General features: G+C 58.8%; 16 protein-coding genes and 8 tRNA genes. 22 read left to right on the forward strand and 2 right to left on the reverse strand.

The features are described from left to right. Positions 1-67: 67 nt before the first annotated feature. Positions 68-1,792 (reverse strand): proline--tRNA ligase, encoded by a 1,725-nt coding sequence (locus tag KW821_RS18000; protein WP_218292416.1) that lies wholly within the window; start codon positions 1,790-1,792, stop codon positions 68-70. 250 nt (positions 1,793-2,042) lie between these two features. On the opposite strand from KW821_RS18000, the gene ruvA reads away from it, so the two are divergent. The 22 genes from ruvA to nadA all read left to right on the forward strand — a co-directional run bounded on the left by ruvA (position 2,043) and on the right by nadA (position 15,824). Continuing rightward, on the forward strand, positions 2,043-2,657 hold the full coding sequence (gene ruvA, locus KW821_RS18005) for a Holliday junction branch migration protein RuvA (RefSeq protein WP_218292417.1): 615 nt from the start codon (positions 2,043-2,045) through the stop codon (positions 2,655-2,657). 60 nt (positions 2,658-2,717) lie between these two features. Then, a complete protein-coding gene (gene ruvB, locus KW821_RS18010) occupies positions 2,718-3,728 on the forward strand; it encodes a Holliday junction branch migration DNA helicase RuvB (protein WP_042653366.1) in 1,011 nt (336 codons plus the stop codon). A 935-nt stretch (positions 3,729-4,663) separates the two neighbouring features. Continuing rightward, a complete protein-coding gene (gene cydA / locus KW821_RS18015) occupies positions 4,664-6,220 on the forward strand; it encodes a cytochrome ubiquinol oxidase subunit I (protein WP_042653367.1) in 1,557 nt (518 codons plus the stop codon). Between the two features lie 12 nt (positions 6,221-6,232). Next, the gene (gene cydB, locus KW821_RS18020) at positions 6,233-7,369 is read left to right on the forward strand and encodes a cytochrome d ubiquinol oxidase subunit II (protein ID WP_218292418.1); all 1,137 of its coding nucleotides are present in this window, start codon (positions 6,233-6,235) and stop codon (positions 7,367-7,369) included. 14 nt (positions 7,370-7,383) lie between these two features. Then, the gene (gene cydX / locus KW821_RS18025) at positions 7,384-7,500 is read left to right on the forward strand and encodes a cytochrome bd-I oxidase subunit CydX (RefSeq protein WP_033130708.1); all 117 of its coding nucleotides are present in this window, start codon (positions 7,384-7,386) and stop codon (positions 7,498-7,500) included. Between the two features lie 52 nt (positions 7,501-7,552). Continuing rightward, positions 7,553-7,798: a cyd operon YbgE family protein gene (locus KW821_RS18030; protein ID WP_218292469.1), complete on the forward strand. Its 246-nt coding sequence runs from the start codon at positions 7,553-7,555 to the stop codon at positions 7,796-7,798. Positions 7,799-8,080: 282 nt separating this feature from the next. Further along, complete coding sequence (gene ybgC / locus KW821_RS18035) at positions 8,081-8,488, forward strand: tol-pal system-associated acyl-CoA thioesterase (protein WP_218292419.1); 408 nt, start codon at positions 8,081-8,083, stop codon at positions 8,486-8,488. Between the two features lies 1 nt (position 8,489). Further along, on the forward strand, positions 8,490-9,167 hold the full coding sequence (gene tolQ / locus KW821_RS18040) for a protein TolQ (protein ID WP_218292470.1): 678 nt from the start codon (positions 8,490-8,492) through the stop codon (positions 9,165-9,167). Then, positions 9,168-9,614 (forward strand): protein TolR, encoded by a 447-nt coding sequence (tolR, locus tag KW821_RS18045; RefSeq protein ID WP_218292420.1) that lies wholly within the window; start codon positions 9,168-9,170, stop codon positions 9,612-9,614. 5 nt (positions 9,615-9,619) lie between these two features. After that, positions 9,620-10,762 (forward strand): cell envelope integrity protein TolA, encoded by a 1,143-nt coding sequence (tolA, locus tag KW821_RS18050; protein ID WP_042653373.1) that lies wholly within the window; start codon positions 9,620-9,622, stop codon positions 10,760-10,762. Positions 10,763-10,855: 93 nt separating this feature from the next. Beyond that, entirely contained in the window at positions 10,856-12,181 is a 1,326-nt protein-coding gene (gene tolB / locus KW821_RS18055) for a Tol-Pal system beta propeller repeat protein TolB (RefSeq protein WP_218292421.1), read from the forward strand. Positions 12,182-12,232: 51 nt separating this feature from the next. Next, positions 12,233-12,757 (forward strand): peptidoglycan-associated lipoprotein Pal, encoded by a 525-nt coding sequence (gene pal / locus KW821_RS18060; protein ID WP_042013644.1) that lies wholly within the window; start codon positions 12,233-12,235, stop codon positions 12,755-12,757. Between the two features lie 12 nt (positions 12,758-12,769). Continuing rightward, positions 12,770-13,570 (forward strand): tol-pal system protein YbgF, encoded by an 801-nt coding sequence (ybgF, locus tag KW821_RS18065; RefSeq protein WP_042653375.1) that lies wholly within the window; start codon positions 12,770-12,772, stop codon positions 13,568-13,570. A 174-nt stretch (positions 13,571-13,744) separates the two neighbouring features. Beyond that, a tRNA-Lys gene (locus tag KW821_RS18070) sits at positions 13,745-13,820 on the forward strand. 32 nt (positions 13,821-13,852) lie between these two features. Then, positions 13,853-13,928: transfer RNA gene (locus tag KW821_RS18075), tRNA-Val, on the forward strand. A gap of 60 nt (positions 13,929-13,988) precedes the next feature. Then, a tRNA-Lys gene (locus KW821_RS18080) sits at positions 13,989-14,064 on the forward strand. A gap of 21 nt (positions 14,065-14,085) precedes the next feature. Next, positions 14,086-14,161, forward strand: a tRNA-Val gene (locus KW821_RS18085). A gap of 21 nt (positions 14,162-14,182) precedes the next feature. Beyond that, positions 14,183-14,258, forward strand: a tRNA-Lys gene (locus KW821_RS18090). An 18-nt stretch (positions 14,259-14,276) separates the two neighbouring features. Continuing rightward, positions 14,277-14,352 (forward strand) — tRNA-Val (locus KW821_RS18095). Positions 14,353-14,375: 23 nt separating this feature from the next. Continuing rightward, positions 14,376-14,451: transfer RNA gene (locus tag KW821_RS18100), tRNA-Lys, on the forward strand. 18 nt (positions 14,452-14,469) lie between these two features. Continuing rightward, a tRNA-Val gene (locus tag KW821_RS18105) sits at positions 14,470-14,545 on the forward strand. A gap of 205 nt (positions 14,546-14,750) precedes the next feature. Further along, positions 14,751-15,824, forward strand: coding sequence for a quinolinate synthase NadA (gene nadA, locus KW821_RS18110; RefSeq protein WP_218292422.1), 1,074 nt, complete (start codon positions 14,751-14,753; stop codon positions 15,822-15,824). Between the two features lie 103 nt (positions 15,825-15,927). Here the strand turns inward: nadA and KW821_RS18115 are convergent, their stop codons facing one another. Then, a complete protein-coding gene (locus tag KW821_RS18115) occupies positions 15,928-16,794 on the reverse strand; it encodes a D-hexose-6-phosphate mutarotase (protein WP_218292423.1) in 867 nt (288 codons plus the stop codon). Positions 16,795-16,799: the final 5 nt, after the last annotated feature.

The raw sequence follows: 16,799 nt of genomic DNA on the forward strand, positions 1-16,799 counted from the left end.
AGCCCCGAGTGCAATTCACACCCGGGGCCTTTTTATCGAAAACGAAAAGCAGAGTTAGCAGGCACTATTAGCGACCCAGCTTGCCCTTGAGCAGGGCGACGATGTCGGCGATCGCCACTTCCTGCTTCTCGCCGGAGCGGCGGCACTTGTACTCCACCACGCCGTTGTCCAGGCCGCGATCGCCGATGACGATGGCGTGCGGGATCCCGATCAGCTCCATGTCGGCGAACATCACGCCCGGACGCTCCTTGCGGTCATCGAACAGCACGTCCACACCGGCGGCCTTCAGCTCGGCGTAGAACTGCTGCGCCTGCTCGGCCACGCGCTCGGACTTGTGCATGTTCATCGGCACTATGGCCACTTCGAACGGGGCTATGGCCTCCGGCCAGATGATGCCGTACTGGTCGTTGTTCTGCTCGATGGCGGCGGCCACCAGGCGGGAGACCCCGATGCCGTAGCAACCCATCTCCATGGTGACGGACTTGCCGCCCTCGTTCAGCACACTGGCCTTCATGGCCTCGGAGTACTTGGTACCCAGCTGGAAGATGTGGCCCACTTCGATGCCGCGCTTGAGCAGCAGCTTGCCCTGGCCGCAGGGGCTGGGGTCGCCTTCCACCACGTTGCGCAGATCGGCCACTTCATAAGTGGCGATGTCGCGATCCCAGTTGGCACCGGTCAGGTGGAAGCCGGTCTCGTTGGCGCCGCAGACAAAGTCGGCAAGATGGGCGGCGCTGCGATCGGCGATGATGCGACCATTGAAGCCGACCGGGCCGATGGAGCCTGCATCACAGCCGGCGGCGGCCTTGATCTGCTCGTCGTTGGCGAAGGTCAGCGGGTTGGCCACGCCAGCCAGTTTCTCAGCCTTGATCTCGTTCAGCTCGTGGTCGCCACGCAGCACCAGGGCGATGACCGCCTGCTGGCCGTGCTCGTCCGTCTCGGCCAGCACCAGTAAGGTCTTGGCGATGGCGGTCGGCGCCACACTCAGGAAGGTGGCCACTTCGTCGATGGTGTGCACATTCGGGGTGGCGACCTTGGTCAGGGCGGCGGTAGCGGCAGCGCGCGCGCCGGCCGGTGCCAGTGCCTCGGCCATCTCGATGTTGGCGGCGTAGTCGGAGGTGTCGGAGAAGGCGATCAAGTCTTCACCGCTCTCGGCCAGTACCTGGAATTCGTGGGAACCCGTGCCGCCGATGGAGCCGGTATCGGCCTGCACCGGACGGAAATTCAGCCCCATGCGGGTGAAGGCGGTGCAGTAGGCGGCGTGCATCTTCTCGTAGGTCTCGATCAGCGAGGCCTTGTCGATGTGGAAGGAGTAAGCATCCTTCATCAGGAACTCGCGACCGCGCATCACGCCGAAACGGGGGCGCACTTCATCGCGGAACTTGGTCTGGATCTGGTAGAGGTTGAGCGGCAGCTGCTTGTAGCTGTTCACTTCGTAACGGACCAGGGAGGTGATCACCTCTTCGTGGGTCGGGCCCAGTACGAAGGCGCGGTTGTGGCGGTCGGTCAGGCGGCACAGCTCGGGGCCGTAGTCATCCCAGCGGCCGGACTCCTGCCACAGCTCGGCCGGTTGTACCACCGGCATGGAGACTTCGATGGCACCCGCATTGTTCATCTCTTCGCGAACAATGTTCTCGATCTTTTTCAGTACCCGCAGACCGGTTGGCAACCAGGCATACATGCCGGAGGCCAGTTTACGGATCATCCCGGCGCGCAGCATCAGCTGGTGGCTGACAACTTCAGCGTCGGAGGGGGTTTCCTTGAGAGTGGAAAGCAGATATTGGCTGGTACGCATCGCGGTAGACCTTAGCTAAGACGGGCGCTGGACCCTGGAAAATTTCAAGGGCCGGATTTTAACATGGGTCCATATCCTAACGCGATTTTCTATCTTCAATAAGTGACTAAATGCGGCCGGGTCGTCGTCATCCTGGCCTTATATGGCGGCCAGAGGCAGACACTGTCATCAGTATGCTGGATACTTATCCAGTAATTATTTAAGCTAAGCGCTACTTTATGGCTGGCTGTGTTGGTTGAGGAGAGATGTCGTGATTGGTCGCGTGAGAGGCATTGTGATTGAGAAGAATCCCCCCGAGGTGTTGCTCGAGGTGGGTGGCGTGGGCTATGAGGTGCAGATGCCCATGAGCTGCTTCTATGATCTGCCCGAACTCGGGAAGGAAGCGACCATTCACACTCATTTCGTGGTGCGGGAAGATGCCCAGCTGCTCTATGGCTTCAACCACAAGCAGGAGCGGGCGCTGTTTCGCGAGCTGATCAAGACCAACGGGGTCGGCCCCAAGCTGGCGCTGGCGATCCTGTCCGGCATGACCGCCACCCAGTTCGTGCTGAGTGTCGAGCGCGAGGAGATAAGCTCCCTGGTGAAGCTGCCCGGCGTGGGCAAGAAGACCGCCGAGCGGCTGGTGGTGGAGATGAAGGACCGCCTCAAGGGTTGGGTCAGCCACGATCTGTTCTCGCCCGCCACCATCAGTCTGCCCGCCCAGGAGAGCCAGCTGCGCACCCCCGATGCGAGCGAAGAGGCCGCCAGCGCCCTGGTGGCACTCGGCTACAAGCCGCAGCAGGCGAGCCAGATCGTCAGCAAGGTGGCCAAGGAGGGGATGTCGGTTGAGTCTATCATCCGTGAATCCCTGCGTAGCCTGGTGTGAGGATGAACATGAATCAAGCGGCTCGCCCTGTTTCGATCTTCGGTGTGCGTGGGGTAATGCATGATTGAAGCGGATCGTCTTATCTCGGCCGGTGCCGCCCGCGAGGAGGAGGTCATCGATCGGGCCATCCGGCCCAAGAAGCTGGCCGATTACACCGGTCAGGATCCCGTCTGCGCCCAGATGGAGATCTTCATCGAGGCGGCGCGTCAGCGCGGGGAAGCGCTCGATCACCTGCTGATCTTCGGCCCGCCCGGCCTTGGCAAGACCACGCTCGCCAATATCGTGGCCAACGAGATGGGGGTCAACATCAAGACCACCTCGGGTCCGGTGCTGGAGAAGGCAGGGGATCTGGCGGCGCTGCTCACCAACCTCGAGCCCAACGACGTGCTGTTCATCGACGAGATCCACCGTCTCAGCCCGGTGGTGGAGGAGGTGCTCTATCCGGCCATGGAGGATTACCAGCTCGACATCATGATAGGGGAAGGGCCTGCCGCCCGCTCCATCAAGCTGGACCTGCCTCCCTTCACCCTGATTGGGGCCACCACCCGAGCCGGCTCGCTGACCAGCCCGCTGCGGGACAGATTCGGCATCGTCCAGCGGCTGGAGTTCTACAACGTCAAGGATCTCACCGACATAGTCGCGCGCAGCGCCCGTTGCCTCGGGCTCGAGATGTCGGGGGATGGGGCGCTGGAGGTGGCGCGCCGCTCCCGGGGCACCCCGCGGATTGCTAACCGTTTGTTGCGGCGGGTACGGGATTTCGCCCAGGTGAAATCCGATGGCCGGATTGATGGACCCATAGCAGCCCGAGCCATGGACATGCTGGACGTGGATAACCAGGGCTTCGACTTCATGGACCGCAAGTTATTGTTGGCTGTCATCGACAAGTTTATGGGGGGCCCGGTCGGCCTCGATAACCTGGCGGCCGCGATCGGTGAAGAGAAAGACACCATAGAAGATGTGCTTGAGCCTTATCTCATCCAGCAGGGCTACCTGCAGCGCACGCCCAGAGGGCGGCTGGCGACCCCGAGAGCCTATGCTCACTTCGGCCTGCAACGGCCCGATGAGGGATAAAAACAGCTGATTGAACAAAAAACCGCCTCCAGGGGCGGTTTTTTACTATTCTGACAAAAAAAAGCCCACCGCTGAGCAGGGTGGGCAAAGACAATTCAGGATGGATGTTCACAGACAGTGAGAGTGTCCAGAGACAGACCGGAAAAACACAAAGGAGCCGTCGCGAGGCTTCAGAGTCGGTTCATTTGATAGAGCTGAACGAACGAAAGCTTGTAGTAACGAATGGTCTTGGCAACAAACTTTTTCATCTTAAATTCCAACAAACAGGTTCGAGATGTTCATCGAATACATACCGGGAACCCAGAATGACCGGCCTGTACTCAGGGGCGTACCCTCACTGCGAGGCGCATTGTAGGAGCTCTTTCCGGGCCGGACAAACAAGAAAATTTACCTGTTTCGGATTAGATAAAGTAATTGATATGGTGGCCGGTCCAATAAGCATAAACATGTGTTTTTGTTGGTTTTAAATTGGAATTGCCGTGGGTGGTTCAGATTGGGAAATACAGAATGAAATCGCCCCGCCACACTATTCTTTTAACAGAATTGAAACTAATATTGATTTATCTAAAATTGATTTAAATCAAACATTTACAGATAAGTGTTTTTTGTGAACAAGCTCTCAAAATTAACCTGCACCCGTTGGTAAGTTACCTTGAAAAGGCATGTATTGATGATGGTTTTACATTGATTTCAATCAAATAAAGGTGATATAAAACGGCGGTCATTATAGGCGGGAATGGAATTACAGTTCTTGTTTATTAAATGTTAAACATTAGCTTTTTTTGTTCCTGTATATTGCCTTGTTGTTAATGTGGTGGCAGTCGAATCCGGTCGCCGGTGTCAACCGGGGTGTGACCGGCCATTCGGGGACTTCCAATGGAAGCTTTGTCCTTAAAACTTAAAATAGCCGTGCCAATAATCGGTGAGGAAACATCATGATTGCTGAGCATGTGGTAGACCTATCGCGGTTCCAATTTGCCGCGACGGCCCTTTATCACTTCCTGTTTGTACCCCTGACGCTGGGAATGGCCTTCATTCTGGCGATCATGGAGTCTGTCTATGTGATGACCAACAACTCTGTTTACCGGGACATGACCAAGTTCTGGGGCAAGTTGTTCGGGATCAACTTCGCCCTCGGGGTCACCACTGGGCTTACCATGGAGTTTCAGTTCGGTACCAACTGGGCTTACTACTCCCACTATGTCGGCGACATCTTCGGGGCCCCGCTGGCCATCGAAGGGCTGATGGCCTTCTTCCTGGAGTCCACCTTCGTCGGTATGTTCTTCTTCGGTTGGGATCGCCTCACCAAGCGCCAGCATCTGGCGGCCACCTGGTTGATGGCGCTGGGGACCAACCTCTCCGCCCTCTGGATCCTGGTCGCCAACGGCTGGATGCAGAACCCGGTCGGTGCCGAATTCAACTTCGAGTCCATGCGGATGGAGATGGTGAGCTTCGCCGATCTGGTGTTCAACCCGGTTGCGCAGGTCAAGTTCGTCCACACCGTGGCGGCTGGCTATACCACGGGTGCCATGTTCGTGCTGGGTATCTCCTCCTATTACCTGCTGAAGAGTCGTGATGTGGCCTTCGCCCGTCGCTCCTTCGCCATCGCGGCCGCGTTCGGCATGGCCTCTATCCTGTCCGTGCTGATCCTGGGTGACGAGTCCGGTTACGAGACGGGTGAAGTGCAGAAGGTGAAACTGGCCGCCATCGAGGCGGAGTGGAACACCGAGCCGGCACCGGCTTCCTTTACCCTGTTCGGCATCCCGAATCAGGAAGAGATGCGCACCGATTACGCCATCAAGATCCCCTATGCCCTCGGCATCATCGCGACCCGTTCCCTGGACGGCCAGGTGACCGGTCTGAAGGATCTGAAGAGCGAGCATGAACTGCGCGTGCGCAACGGCATGGTGGCCTATGACCTGCTGACCAAGCTGCAATCCGGTGACAAGTCCGACGATACCCGCGCCCGTTTCGACGAGGTGAAGCAGGATCTGGGCTACGGTCTGCTGCTCAAGCGTTACACCAGCAACGTGACCGACGCGACCGACGAGCAGATCAAGTCCGCCGTGGATGACTCCATCCCGCAGGTGGCCCCGCTGTTCTTCGCCTTCCGCATCATGGTGGCGTGCGGCATGCTGATGCTGCTGCTGATCGGCCTGGCCTTCTATGACAGCACCCGCCACAAGATCGGTGAGCGCAAGTGGCTGCTCAAGGCGCTGCTGTGGGGTATCCCGCTGCCCTGGATCGCCATCGAGTGTGGCTGGTTCGTGGCGGAATATGGCCGTCAGCCCTGGACCATAGCCGAAGTGCTGCCGACCTCGGTCTCCGCATCCAACATTCCTGCGTCCGAGATCTGGTTCTCCCTGATTGGGATCTGCCTGTTCTACACGGTGCTGCTCATCATCGAGATGTACCTGATGTTCAAGTATGCGCGTCTGGGCCCCAGCAGTCTGAAAACGGGCAAGTACCACTTCGAACAGAGCAAGGCATAAGGAGAGGATCTCATGTTTGATTACGAATTATTGCGCTTGATCTGGTGGGTGCTGGTCGGTGTCCTGCTGATCGGGTTCGCCGTCACCGACGGTTTTGACATGGGGGTGGGCGCTCTGCTCCCCTTCGTCGGCAAGAAGGATGTTGAGCGTCGGGTGATGCTCAACACCATGGGCCCGCACTGGGAAGGTAACCAGGTCTGGCTGGTCACGGCGGGCGGGGCACTGTTCGCCGCCTGGCCCATGGTCTATGCGGCGGCCTTCTCCGGCTTCTACATCGCCATGATCCTGACCCTGATGGCGCTGTTCTTCCGTCCGGTCGGCTTCAAGTACCGCTCCCTGCAGGAAGGCGCCAAGTGGCGCAACAACTGGGACTGGGCACTGTTCATCGGTAGCGCCGTGCCGCCGATCATCTTCGGGGTGGCCTTCGGCAACCTGCTGCAGGGTGTGCCGTTCAGCTTCAACCAGTTCCTGATGCTGACCTACCACGGCAACTTCTTCGGCCTGCTCAACCCGTTCGGTCTGCTGACCGGCCTGGTCAGCCTGTTCATGATCGTGACCCAGGGCGCCGCCTGGCTGATGATGAAAACCGAGGGTGAGGTGCTGGCCCGTTCCCGCACCGCCGCCACTGTGTTCTCGCTGTTGACCCTGGTCACCTTCGCGCTGGCCGGTGTCTGGGTCAGTGGCATGGATGGCTATGTGGTGGTCAGCAACATGGCGACCGATGCCGTCACCAACCCCCTGCACAAGGAAGTGGTGGTGCAGGCCGGTGCCTGGATGCAGAACTACAACCTCTACCCCTGGATGATTGCTGCTCCCGTGCTGGGCCTGGTGATGAGCCTGCTGACCGCCGCCGCGGCCAAGCTGGGTAAAGGCTGGCTGGCGTTCCTGTGCTCTTCCCTGGCCATCGCGGGCATCATCTTGACGGCGGGCTTCTCCATGTTCCCGTTCATCATGCCTTCCAGCCTGGAGCCATCCCAGAGCCTGACCATGTGGGATGCCACCGCCTCCTTCAACACCCTCAAGGTGATGACGGTCGTCGCGGCCATCTTTGTCCCGACCGTGCTGGCCTATACCATCTGGACCTACATCAAGATGTTTGGCCGGGTGAGTAACAAGCACATCGAAGACAACCAACAATCGCTCTACTAAGAAGGTGCCCTGATATGTGGTATTTCACCTGGATACTGGGTCTGTTGCTGGCTTGCGCGTTTGGGATCATCAATGCGCTCTGGCTGGAACACACCGAGAACCTGGATCGTCAGATAGATGAAAACAAGTGATCGCCTAGCCCGGTTGGCCGCTCCGCTGGAGCGCCAACCCTGGCAAGGAGTGATGCTGGTGGCGGCGACCCTGTTGGCCGTCGCCATCTTGCAGGCCCCCAACCTGATCGCCGCGAACACCAGCGAGCACGGCCTCTGGCTCGCGCCCTGGCTGATGTGGGCGGTCTGTTGCGGGGTGATGCACGGGCTGGGGTTCCACCCCCGCAGCCTGGTCGGTCGTCTGTTGTTTTGCCCCTGGCTCGCCCTGCCAAGTCTGTTGTACGGACTCTGGTTGACCAGCGGTTATTTCCTGCCATAACAAACGGGGGGAGGCGAGAATTGCTCTGTCTCCCTCTGTCTCCCTCTGTCTCCCTCTGTCTCCCTCTGTCTCCCCCTGCTTACCGACGTCATCGGTTGGCTGCTGTTTTGCTCCCTGGTTTGCCCTGCCAGCCCGTTGCGTGGGCTCCGGTTGACCATGAGCTATTGCCTGCCATAAAAAACGGGAGGAGGTGGGATTTCCCTGTCTCCCCCTGCTTCTTTCCTATTCAGCCCTGCGCTATGATAGCCCCCCATCTGACTGTCGAATGGATCACAGATTTTTATGGGGGAAGTCTCTGAGTTTCCGGTACGTGTCTACTACGAAGACACCGACGCCGGAGGCATCGTCTACAACGCCAACTATCTCAAGTTTATGGAACGGGCTCGTACCGAGTTCCTGCGCGCCGGCGGCATCGAACAGGATGTCCTGCTGCAAGAGGGGCTTGCCTTCGTGGTGAGTCGCACCGAGATCGATTTCCGCTCTGCGGCCCGCTTCAATGAACTACTGACCGTATTGACGCAAGTGACTGAAGTGAAACGCGCCTCCATGCGCTTTTCACAACGGATCCTGGCGGCTGATGGACGACTGATCACCCAGGCCATGGTACAGATAGCCTGTGTCAGTCATCTGCATATGAAACCTGTTGCAATACCTGAAAATGTGAAGGGAGTGCTGTTAAGTGCACGCTGAAATTTCGTTTATTGGCCTGTTTTGGCAAGCCAGCCTGTTGGTAAAACTGGTCATGATGACCCTGATGGGTATGTCGGTCGTCTCCTGGGCGCTGATCTTCCAACGCTCCAAGGTCATCAAGGCGGCCAATCTCGCATCGGAGCAGTTTGAGGACAGATTCTGGTCCGGGGTCGACCTCAACCGTCTCTACCAGGAGTCCTCTTCCCGCCGCGATGACATCGAAGGCATGGAAGACATCTTCTACTCCGGCTTCAAGGAGTATGCCCGCCTGCTCAAGGCCGGTGCCCGTGGCCAGGATGCGGTGATGGACGGTACCTATCGTGCCATGCGGGTCTCTCTGTCCCGCGCGGTGGACGAGCTGGAATCCAACCTGCCGGTGCTGGCGACCGTCGGCTCCATCAGCCCTTACATAGGTCTGTTTGGTACCGTATGGGGCATCATGAACGCCTTTATCGCCCTGGGTCAGGTGCAGCAAGCCACCCTGCAGATGGTGGCTCCGGGTATCGCGGAGGCGCTGATCGCCACCGCCATGGGCCTGTTCGCGGCCATCCCTGCGGTCATCTTCTACAACAGGTTCACCAACAAGGTAGAGAAGCTGGAGAACGCTTACGCCAACTTCATGGACGAGTTCACTACCATTTTGAACCGCCAGATTGCTCAACAGCAGGGTGAGAAGTAAATGCAAACCTATCAGCGGATCCGGCGCAAGAAGGTGTGCGAGATCAACGTGGTGCCCTATATCGACGTCATGCTGGTGCTGCTTATCATCTTCATGGCGGTGACGCCCGTGATCACCCAGGGGGTCAAGGTTGATCTGCCCCAGGCGGAATCCGAGCAGTTGCCAGAAGATGCCAAGCCCCCCTTCATCGTCAGCGTGAACACCGAGGGGGAGTACGTCATCAAGGCCGGCGAGGCGGATGACGAGCCGGTACCGAGCGGTACCCCGGAGGCGATGCAGCAATACATCACCGAGAAGGCCATGGGCTATCTGGCCATCAACCAGAATGCCCCCGTGGTGGTGGCGGGTGACAAGTCCGTACGCTACGAAGAGGTGATCCTGTTGATGGTCGCGCTCAAGAAAGCCGGTGTGCCTCAGGTTGGCCTGATGACGGATCCGGTGAACTGACGGAGATGGATGTGAAGCGTGGTATTTCCGGTTATCTCATCGCGTCGGTGCTGCTGCATCTGATCATCGGCATCATCCTGTTGGTTGGTGTCGACTTCAGCAAGCCGAAGCGACCCGAGTCGAAGGGCCAGATCGTCAATGCGGTGATGCTGGACAGCGAGTTCCTGGAGCAACAGGCGCAGCAGATCCAGCAGCAGAAGAAGGCGCAACCCAAGGCTGCGCAGCAGCAGAAAGAGAAGGACAAGGAAGACGCCGAACAGGTCAAGCGTGAGCTGGCGCAAGAGCAGGAGCGACTGCGCATCGCCGAGACCAAGCGTAAGGAAGCCGAGGAGGCGACCCGCAAGGCGGAGACCGAGAAGCAGAAGAAGGTAGCCGAGCAGAAGCAGGCGGAGGAGCAGGCACAGAAAGCCGAGGAAACCCGTAAGCTGGACGCCCAGAAGACCAAGCAGGCCGAGGCCAAGCGCGAGCAAGAGGAATTGGCCAAGGCACTGGCGCTGAAGAAGAAGAAAGAAGAGCTGGAGAAGCAGCAGGCCGACGAGAAGGTGAAGGAAAAAGCCAAGGCGGATGCGGCCAAGAAGGCGGAGGCTGACAAGAAAGCCAAGGCCGAGGCGGAGAAGAAAACCAAGGCGGAAGCCGAGAAAAAGGCCAAGGCCGAGGCCGATAAAAAGGCTGCGGACGAAGCCGCCAAGAAGGCAAAAGCTGACGCAGAGAAGAAGGCGAAGGCGGAGGCCGACAAGAAGGCCAAGGTAGAGGCGGAGCGCAAGCGCAAGGCCGCCGAAGAGGCCAAGCTGCAGAAAGAGATGGAAGCCATGATGCAGCAGCAGCTGGAGGCTGAGGCCAATTCCCGCAGTCAGGCCGCCTCGGCGGCAGCCAAGGGTGAGGTCGACAAATATGCCGCTCTCATCAAGGCCACGGTCGAGCGCTACATGATTTTGGATCCCACCATGCGGGGCAAAACCTGTACTATCGGTGTCAAATTGGCCAGCAGCGGCTTCGTCATTTCGGTGGATAGCGGCCAGGGTGACCCGGCGGTCTGTCGCTCCGGCAAGGCGGCGGTGTTGAAGGCCAATCAGCTACCGGTGCCGAAGGATCCGGCGGCATTCGAGATGTTGAAGGAGTTTAACCTCAAGCTGGAGCCGAGCATCTAAGCGGACTAGCGCGGGGGCATTGAACGTGGTTGGCAGCATCTTGCTGATAAAGGAACTTACCTCTCATTTTTATTGGAATAGAGTACTAAAGCCATGATAAGAAAAGTATTTTTTGCTTTGGTTGGCTGCCTTCTGCTGGGCCAGAGCGCTCAGGCGGCCTTGGACATCGTCATCACCGGCGGGATTGACAGCGCACGCCCCATCGCGATTGCGCCCTTCAAATGGGAAGGCAATGGCCAGCTGCCGCAGGACATCGCCGAGGTGGTCTCCAACGATCTGATGCGCAGCGGCAAGTTCAAGCCGCTGGCCCGTGGTCAGATGCCGCAGACCCCGAGCAGCAGTGGCGAGATCAACTTCGCCCCCTGGGCCTCCCAGGGTGTCGAGGCCGTGGTGGTCGGTACCGTCTCGGCCGTGGGCGATGGCACCTACAAGATCAACTTCGAGCTGGTTGACGTGCTGAAGGGCCAGCTGGCCAAGACCCAGGGCGGGGAAGCCAACGGCTACATCCTCGATAGCCGCATGGCGACTATCCCGGGTGCCCAGATGCGCCAGTTTGCCCACCGCATCTCCGACATCGTCTATGAGCGTCTGACCGGCGAGCGTGGTGCCTTCCTGACGCGTCTGGCCTATGTCTCCGTCCAGCAAGGGACCCAGTTCCCGTATCAGCTGCGGATCTCCGACTACGACGGCTACAACGAGAAGACCCTGCTGCGCTCCCGCGAGCCGCTGATGTCGCCGGCCTGGTCGCCGGATGGCAGCAAGCTGGCCTATGTCAGCTTCGAGAACCAGAAATCCGAGATCTACGTGCAGGACATCTATACCCAGCAGCGTAGCCTGATCAGCAGCTTCCGCGGTATCAATGGCGCGCCGGAATGGTCACCAGATGGTCGTCGATTGGCTATTGTTTTGTCCAAAGATGGGCAGCCTGATCTCTATGTCATTGATGTGGCAAGCAAGCAACTCACTCGAGTCACAAATAACCGCACCATAGATACCGAACCCTCCTGGTTGCCGGATGGCCAAACTTTGATGTTCACCTCTGAACGTGGTGGCAAACCCCAGATTTATAGCGTAAATTTGGCGACTGGCGTCACTCGCCGGATGACCTGGGAAGGGGATTCCAACCAGGGGGCATCCATCACGCCGGACGGCAAGTCCATGGTGATGGTGACCCGGGTTCAGGGACAATATCGCATCGCTCGTCAAGATATGGAAAGCGGAGCCATGTTGGTACTGACTCAGAGTGCTCTGGATGAGTCGCCAAGTGTGGCTCCCAATGGCAGCATGATTATCTATGCCACCATCTATCAGGGTCGCAAGAGCCTGGCTTTGGTATCGACCGACGGTCGTTTCAAGGCAGTGCTCCCGACCAGTAGCGGTGAAATTCGTGCACCAGCTTGGTCGCCCTTCTTGAATTGATAAAAAAAATCGATTGTTTTTTGTTTTGTTATAAAGGTTTAAGGAAATAGCATGCAACTCAATAAACTGCTCAAGGGTCTGGCCATCGCACTGCCACTGTTCACCCTGGCTGCCTGTAGTTCTTCTTCCGACTCCGACGCCGCTGGTGCCGAGTCTGGCATGACCGACGGCATGGGCGGTGTACAAACCGGTGGCGCCAACGGCATGTTGTCCCCGGAAGAGCAGATGCGTCAGAAGTTCGAAGCTCTGCAGCGCGACAACGTGATCTACTTCCCGTACGATGGTTACGACATTCAAGGTCAGTATGCCGACCTGCTGGATGCCCACGCCAGCTACCTGCGTGAGCGTCCGTCCGTCAAGGTGTTGATCGAAGGCCACGCCGATGAGCGCGGTACTCCGGAATACAACATCGCACTGGGCGAGCGTCGTGCCAAGGCCGTTGCCAAGTATCTGCAAACCCTGGGTGTGCAGGCTGAGCAGCTCTCCATCGTCAGCTATGGCGAAGAGAAGCCGCTGGACATGTCTCATACCGAGGATGCCTTTGCCAAAAACCGCCGTGCGGTTCTGGTTTACTAAGGTTTGATCCGAATGAAATTCGTGTTTAAGCAAGCGGCCATTTCGATGGCCGTTTTATTTGCACTGAACGCTCAGGCGGCCGCGCCGGTGAGCGACCTCAGTGGCGATAGCGGCGGTGTGGTCCTCAGCGGCAACAACGGCGCCATCGTGCCCACGGGCAGCCTGGAAGACCGAGTTGCCTTGCTGGAGCGCACCCTCAATGCCCGTCTGCGTCTGCAGGCCGAGCTGCAGCAGCAAGTCGACTCGCTGCAAGGGGAAGTCTCCGAACTGCGTGGTCAGCTGGAGCAGCAAACCTATCAGATGGAGCAGTCGCAAGAGCGTCAGCGCCAGCTGTATCAGGAGCTCGACAAGGTGGCCAACAGCCAGCCTGCCGCTGCGTCTGCAGCCTCCGCTGCGGCCGCCCCGGCCCCCGCAGCTGCGGCCAATTACTCGACCAATCAGGACGAGAACCAGGCCTACGATGCTGCCGTGAACATGGTGCTCAAGGAGAAGAACTACGACAAGGCCATTCCCGCCTTCGAAGGGTTCATCAAGCAGTACCCGAGCTCCAGCTACGTGCCCAATGCCCATTACTGGCTCGGTCAGCTGATGTTCAACAAGGGTGACAGGAGTGGCGCCGCGGCCCAGTTCTCCACGGTGGCGAACAAGTACAGCAAGTCGCCAAAGCGGGCCGATGCTCTGCTGAAACTCGGCATGCTGGCACAGCTCGATGGCAAGAAAGCGGAAGCCAAGACCTTCTATGAACAGGTGATCAAGGGTTACCCCAACACCTCACCGGCCCAGCTGGCCAAGCAGAGCCTGAGCAAGTTGTAGTATTGCTGTAGGTCACTGTTTTCGTAACAGTCTTGTAAATACGACGCCGCGTTGTATGCGCAGTGAACAAACAGATTTAATTTAAGAATTTTCTATTGCGCCAGGATGATAAATCCGTATTATAGGCCGCCGTCAGAGCCGGTGCAGTAATGCAGTCGGACCTGGTCGTGGTGAGGGTCGTTAGCTCAGTCGGTAGAGCAGTTGACTTTTAATCAATTGGTCGCTGGTTCGAATCCAGCACGACCCACCATTTCTTCACTCAGGGTGAAGACAGAATTCCCAGGTCGTTTAGCTCAGCTGGGAGAGCACCTCCCTTACAAGGAGGGGGTCACTGGTTCGAGCCCAGTAACGACCACCAGTTTTGTGAGTAAAGCGTTAGAGCTGTTTGCCGAAGGTGAGCAGTGTCAGGTGAAGGTGGGGGTCGTTAGCTCAGTTGGTAGAGCAGTTGACTCTTAATCAATTGGTCGCTGGTTCGAACCCAGCACGACCCACCAATGTGGCAACACAGAATCCCAGGTCGTTTAGCTCAGCTGGGAGAGCACCTCCCTTACAAGGAGGGGGTCACTGGTTCGAGCCCAGTAACGACCACCAGTTTGTAAAAATGATATAGATGGGTCGTTAGCTCAGTCGGTAGAGCAGTTGACTTTTAATCAATTGGTCGCTGGTTCGAATCCAGCACGACCCACCATCATTTAGCCATATCCCAGGTCGTTTAGCTCAGCTGGGAGAGCACCTCCCTTACAAGGAGGGGGTCACTGGTTCGAGCCCAGTAACGACCACCAAGTTTGTAAAAAATGATATAGATGGGTCGTTAGCTCAGTCGGTAGAGCAGTTGACTTTTAATCAATTGGTCGCTGGTTCGAATCCAGCACGACCCACCATCATTTAGCCATATCCCAGGTCGTTTAGCTCAGCTGGGAGAGCACCTCCCTTACAAGGAGGGGGTCACTGGTTCGAGCCCAGTAACGACCACCATATTTCGAGCCGACCGCTTGTGATAGAACGCCAAGAGCCCGCTGCATAGCGGGCTTTTTTGCATCCAGCGCCTGCCGGCCACCGGCGCGGCCGAGAAATTCACGAACCTATTTAGGCACTTGTATCTCGCCAGATTTGTTGGTGGGCTTGCGCTCGGCTTCTGGTTATAATTTTTGCCTTTCCAAGCGTTGATGGAACAGTCGCAATGAGCAATGCACTGAGCAGTGTCCCTCCGGCTATCGAGATGGACTACCCCTTTCCGGCCAAGCCGGCTCCGCTGACCAGCGAACAGAAAGCGGCCCTGATCACCGAGATCAAGGCCCTGCTCGAATCGCGTCAGGCGGTACTGATAGCCCACTATTACACGGACCCCGAGATCCAGGCGCTGGCCGAGGCCACGGGTGGCTTCGTCGGTGACTCCCTCGAGATGGCGCGCTTCGGCCGGGATCACGCGGCCCAGACCCTGATCGTGGCGGGGGTGCGTTTCATGGGGGAAACCTCCAAGATCCTGAGTCCTAACAAGCGGGTGCTGATGCCGGCCCTGGAGGCGGAGTGTTCCCTCGATCTGGGTTGCCCCATCGACCAATTCTCCGCCTTCTGCGATGCCCACCCCGACCACATAGTGGTGGTCTATGCCAACACCTCGGCGGCGGTCAAGGCGCGCGCCGACTGGGTGGTGACCTCCAGCATTGCGCTGGAGATCGTTGAGCATCTCGACAGCCAGGGTCACAAGATCATCTGGGGCCCGGACAGACACCTCGGGGCCTACATCGAGAAGCAGACCGGGGCCGAGATGCTGCGCTGGCAGGGTCACTGCATAGTGCACGATGAGTTCAAGGCCAAGGCCCTGCGCGAGCTTAAGGCCCAGAACCCGGACGCGGCCGTGCTGGTCCATCCGGAGTCACCGGCCTCGGTCATCGAGCTGGCCGATGCGGTGGGCTCCACCAGCCAGCTGATCAAGGCGGCGAGGGAGCTGCCCCAGCAGAAGCTGATCGTGGCCACCGATCGCGGCATCTTCTACAAGATGCAGCAGGCCTGTCCGGACAAGGAGATGGTCGAGGCACCGACCGGGGGCGATGGTGCCACCTGCCGCAGCTGTGCCCACTGCCCCTGGATGGCGATGAATGGCCTGGTGGCGATCAAGGAGGCCCTGACCGATGGTGCCGAACGCCACGAGATCCTGGTCGATGAAGCGCTGCGGCTGAAGGCGTTGATCCCGCTCGATCGGATGCTGAACTTTGCCGCCGAGCTCAGGCTCAAGACCCAGGGCAATGCCTGATCCATTAAGGCATCGCATGTAGAGAGGGCACCCAATGGGTGCCCTCTCTTGTTATTGCTGTCGCTCGCAGCAGGGGCACATGACGCGCCGCGGTTCCTTGGGATCAGATGATCACGGTGGAGAGGCTGTGTTCCTCGCCAGCGGCGACCGTGACACCGACCTCATCGGTGATGGCGGTCTCGACACAGAGCATGGTGCGATAGCCGTCATCGCTCATGTCGGCCATGGCGGTGGCTCCTTCCAGCCAGGGGGTCCACACCACCACGCTGTCGTGATTGCCGCTGGTCACCCCGATGCGATGATCCCCATCCTGGACGACAACTGTGGTCTCTGCGTCCAGATAGATGCGATCCAGGGCGCCTGAGAGCGTCAGGGAACCCTGTTGCTGCGCGTGCTGGCCGCCGACCACCTTGTCCAGGTAGGGTTCGCCCAGACCGGTCACGCTGACGGTCTCTGGCGCGCTTATCTGCAGATAGGTATGCAGGGCTCCGCTGTAGACGAGGGGTTCCTGCCCGGTGTTGCGGGTGGTCAGCACCAGGGAGAGCTCCTTGCCGACCAGCACATCCAGATCCAGCTCGAAGGGGTGGGGCCAGAGGGTGCGGCTGGCATCGCTGTCGGTCAGGGAGAGGTGCACCAGAGTGCCCTCCTCGTGGTCGGAGACGCCATCCAGCGTCCACAGGCTGGTGCGGGCGAAGCCATGGGCAGGTTTGCCGCTGCCAACGCGCGCGGGGGCGGGGCCGAACCAGGGCCAGCAGAGCGGAATGCCGCCGCGGATGGGCTTGCTGCCATCCAGCACGGCCTTGTCGCTGAGCCAAAGGGAGGCGGGCTCGCCGTGGCGCTGATAGCTCAGCACATGGGCGCCAAACAGGCTGATCTCGGCCTTGGCGTAACCATTGTCGATAGAGAGCAAGGGTTGGCCCGTCTCGTGGCTGAGGCTGCAGTGGGCGGTCAGAGTGCGTGTCGGTTGCATGAAGA

Origin of the sequence: Aeromonas sp. sif2416 (assembly GCF_019218665.1) — a bacterium.
Lineage (GTDB): Bacteria > Pseudomonadota > Gammaproteobacteria > Enterobacterales > Aeromonadaceae > Aeromonas > Aeromonas encheleia.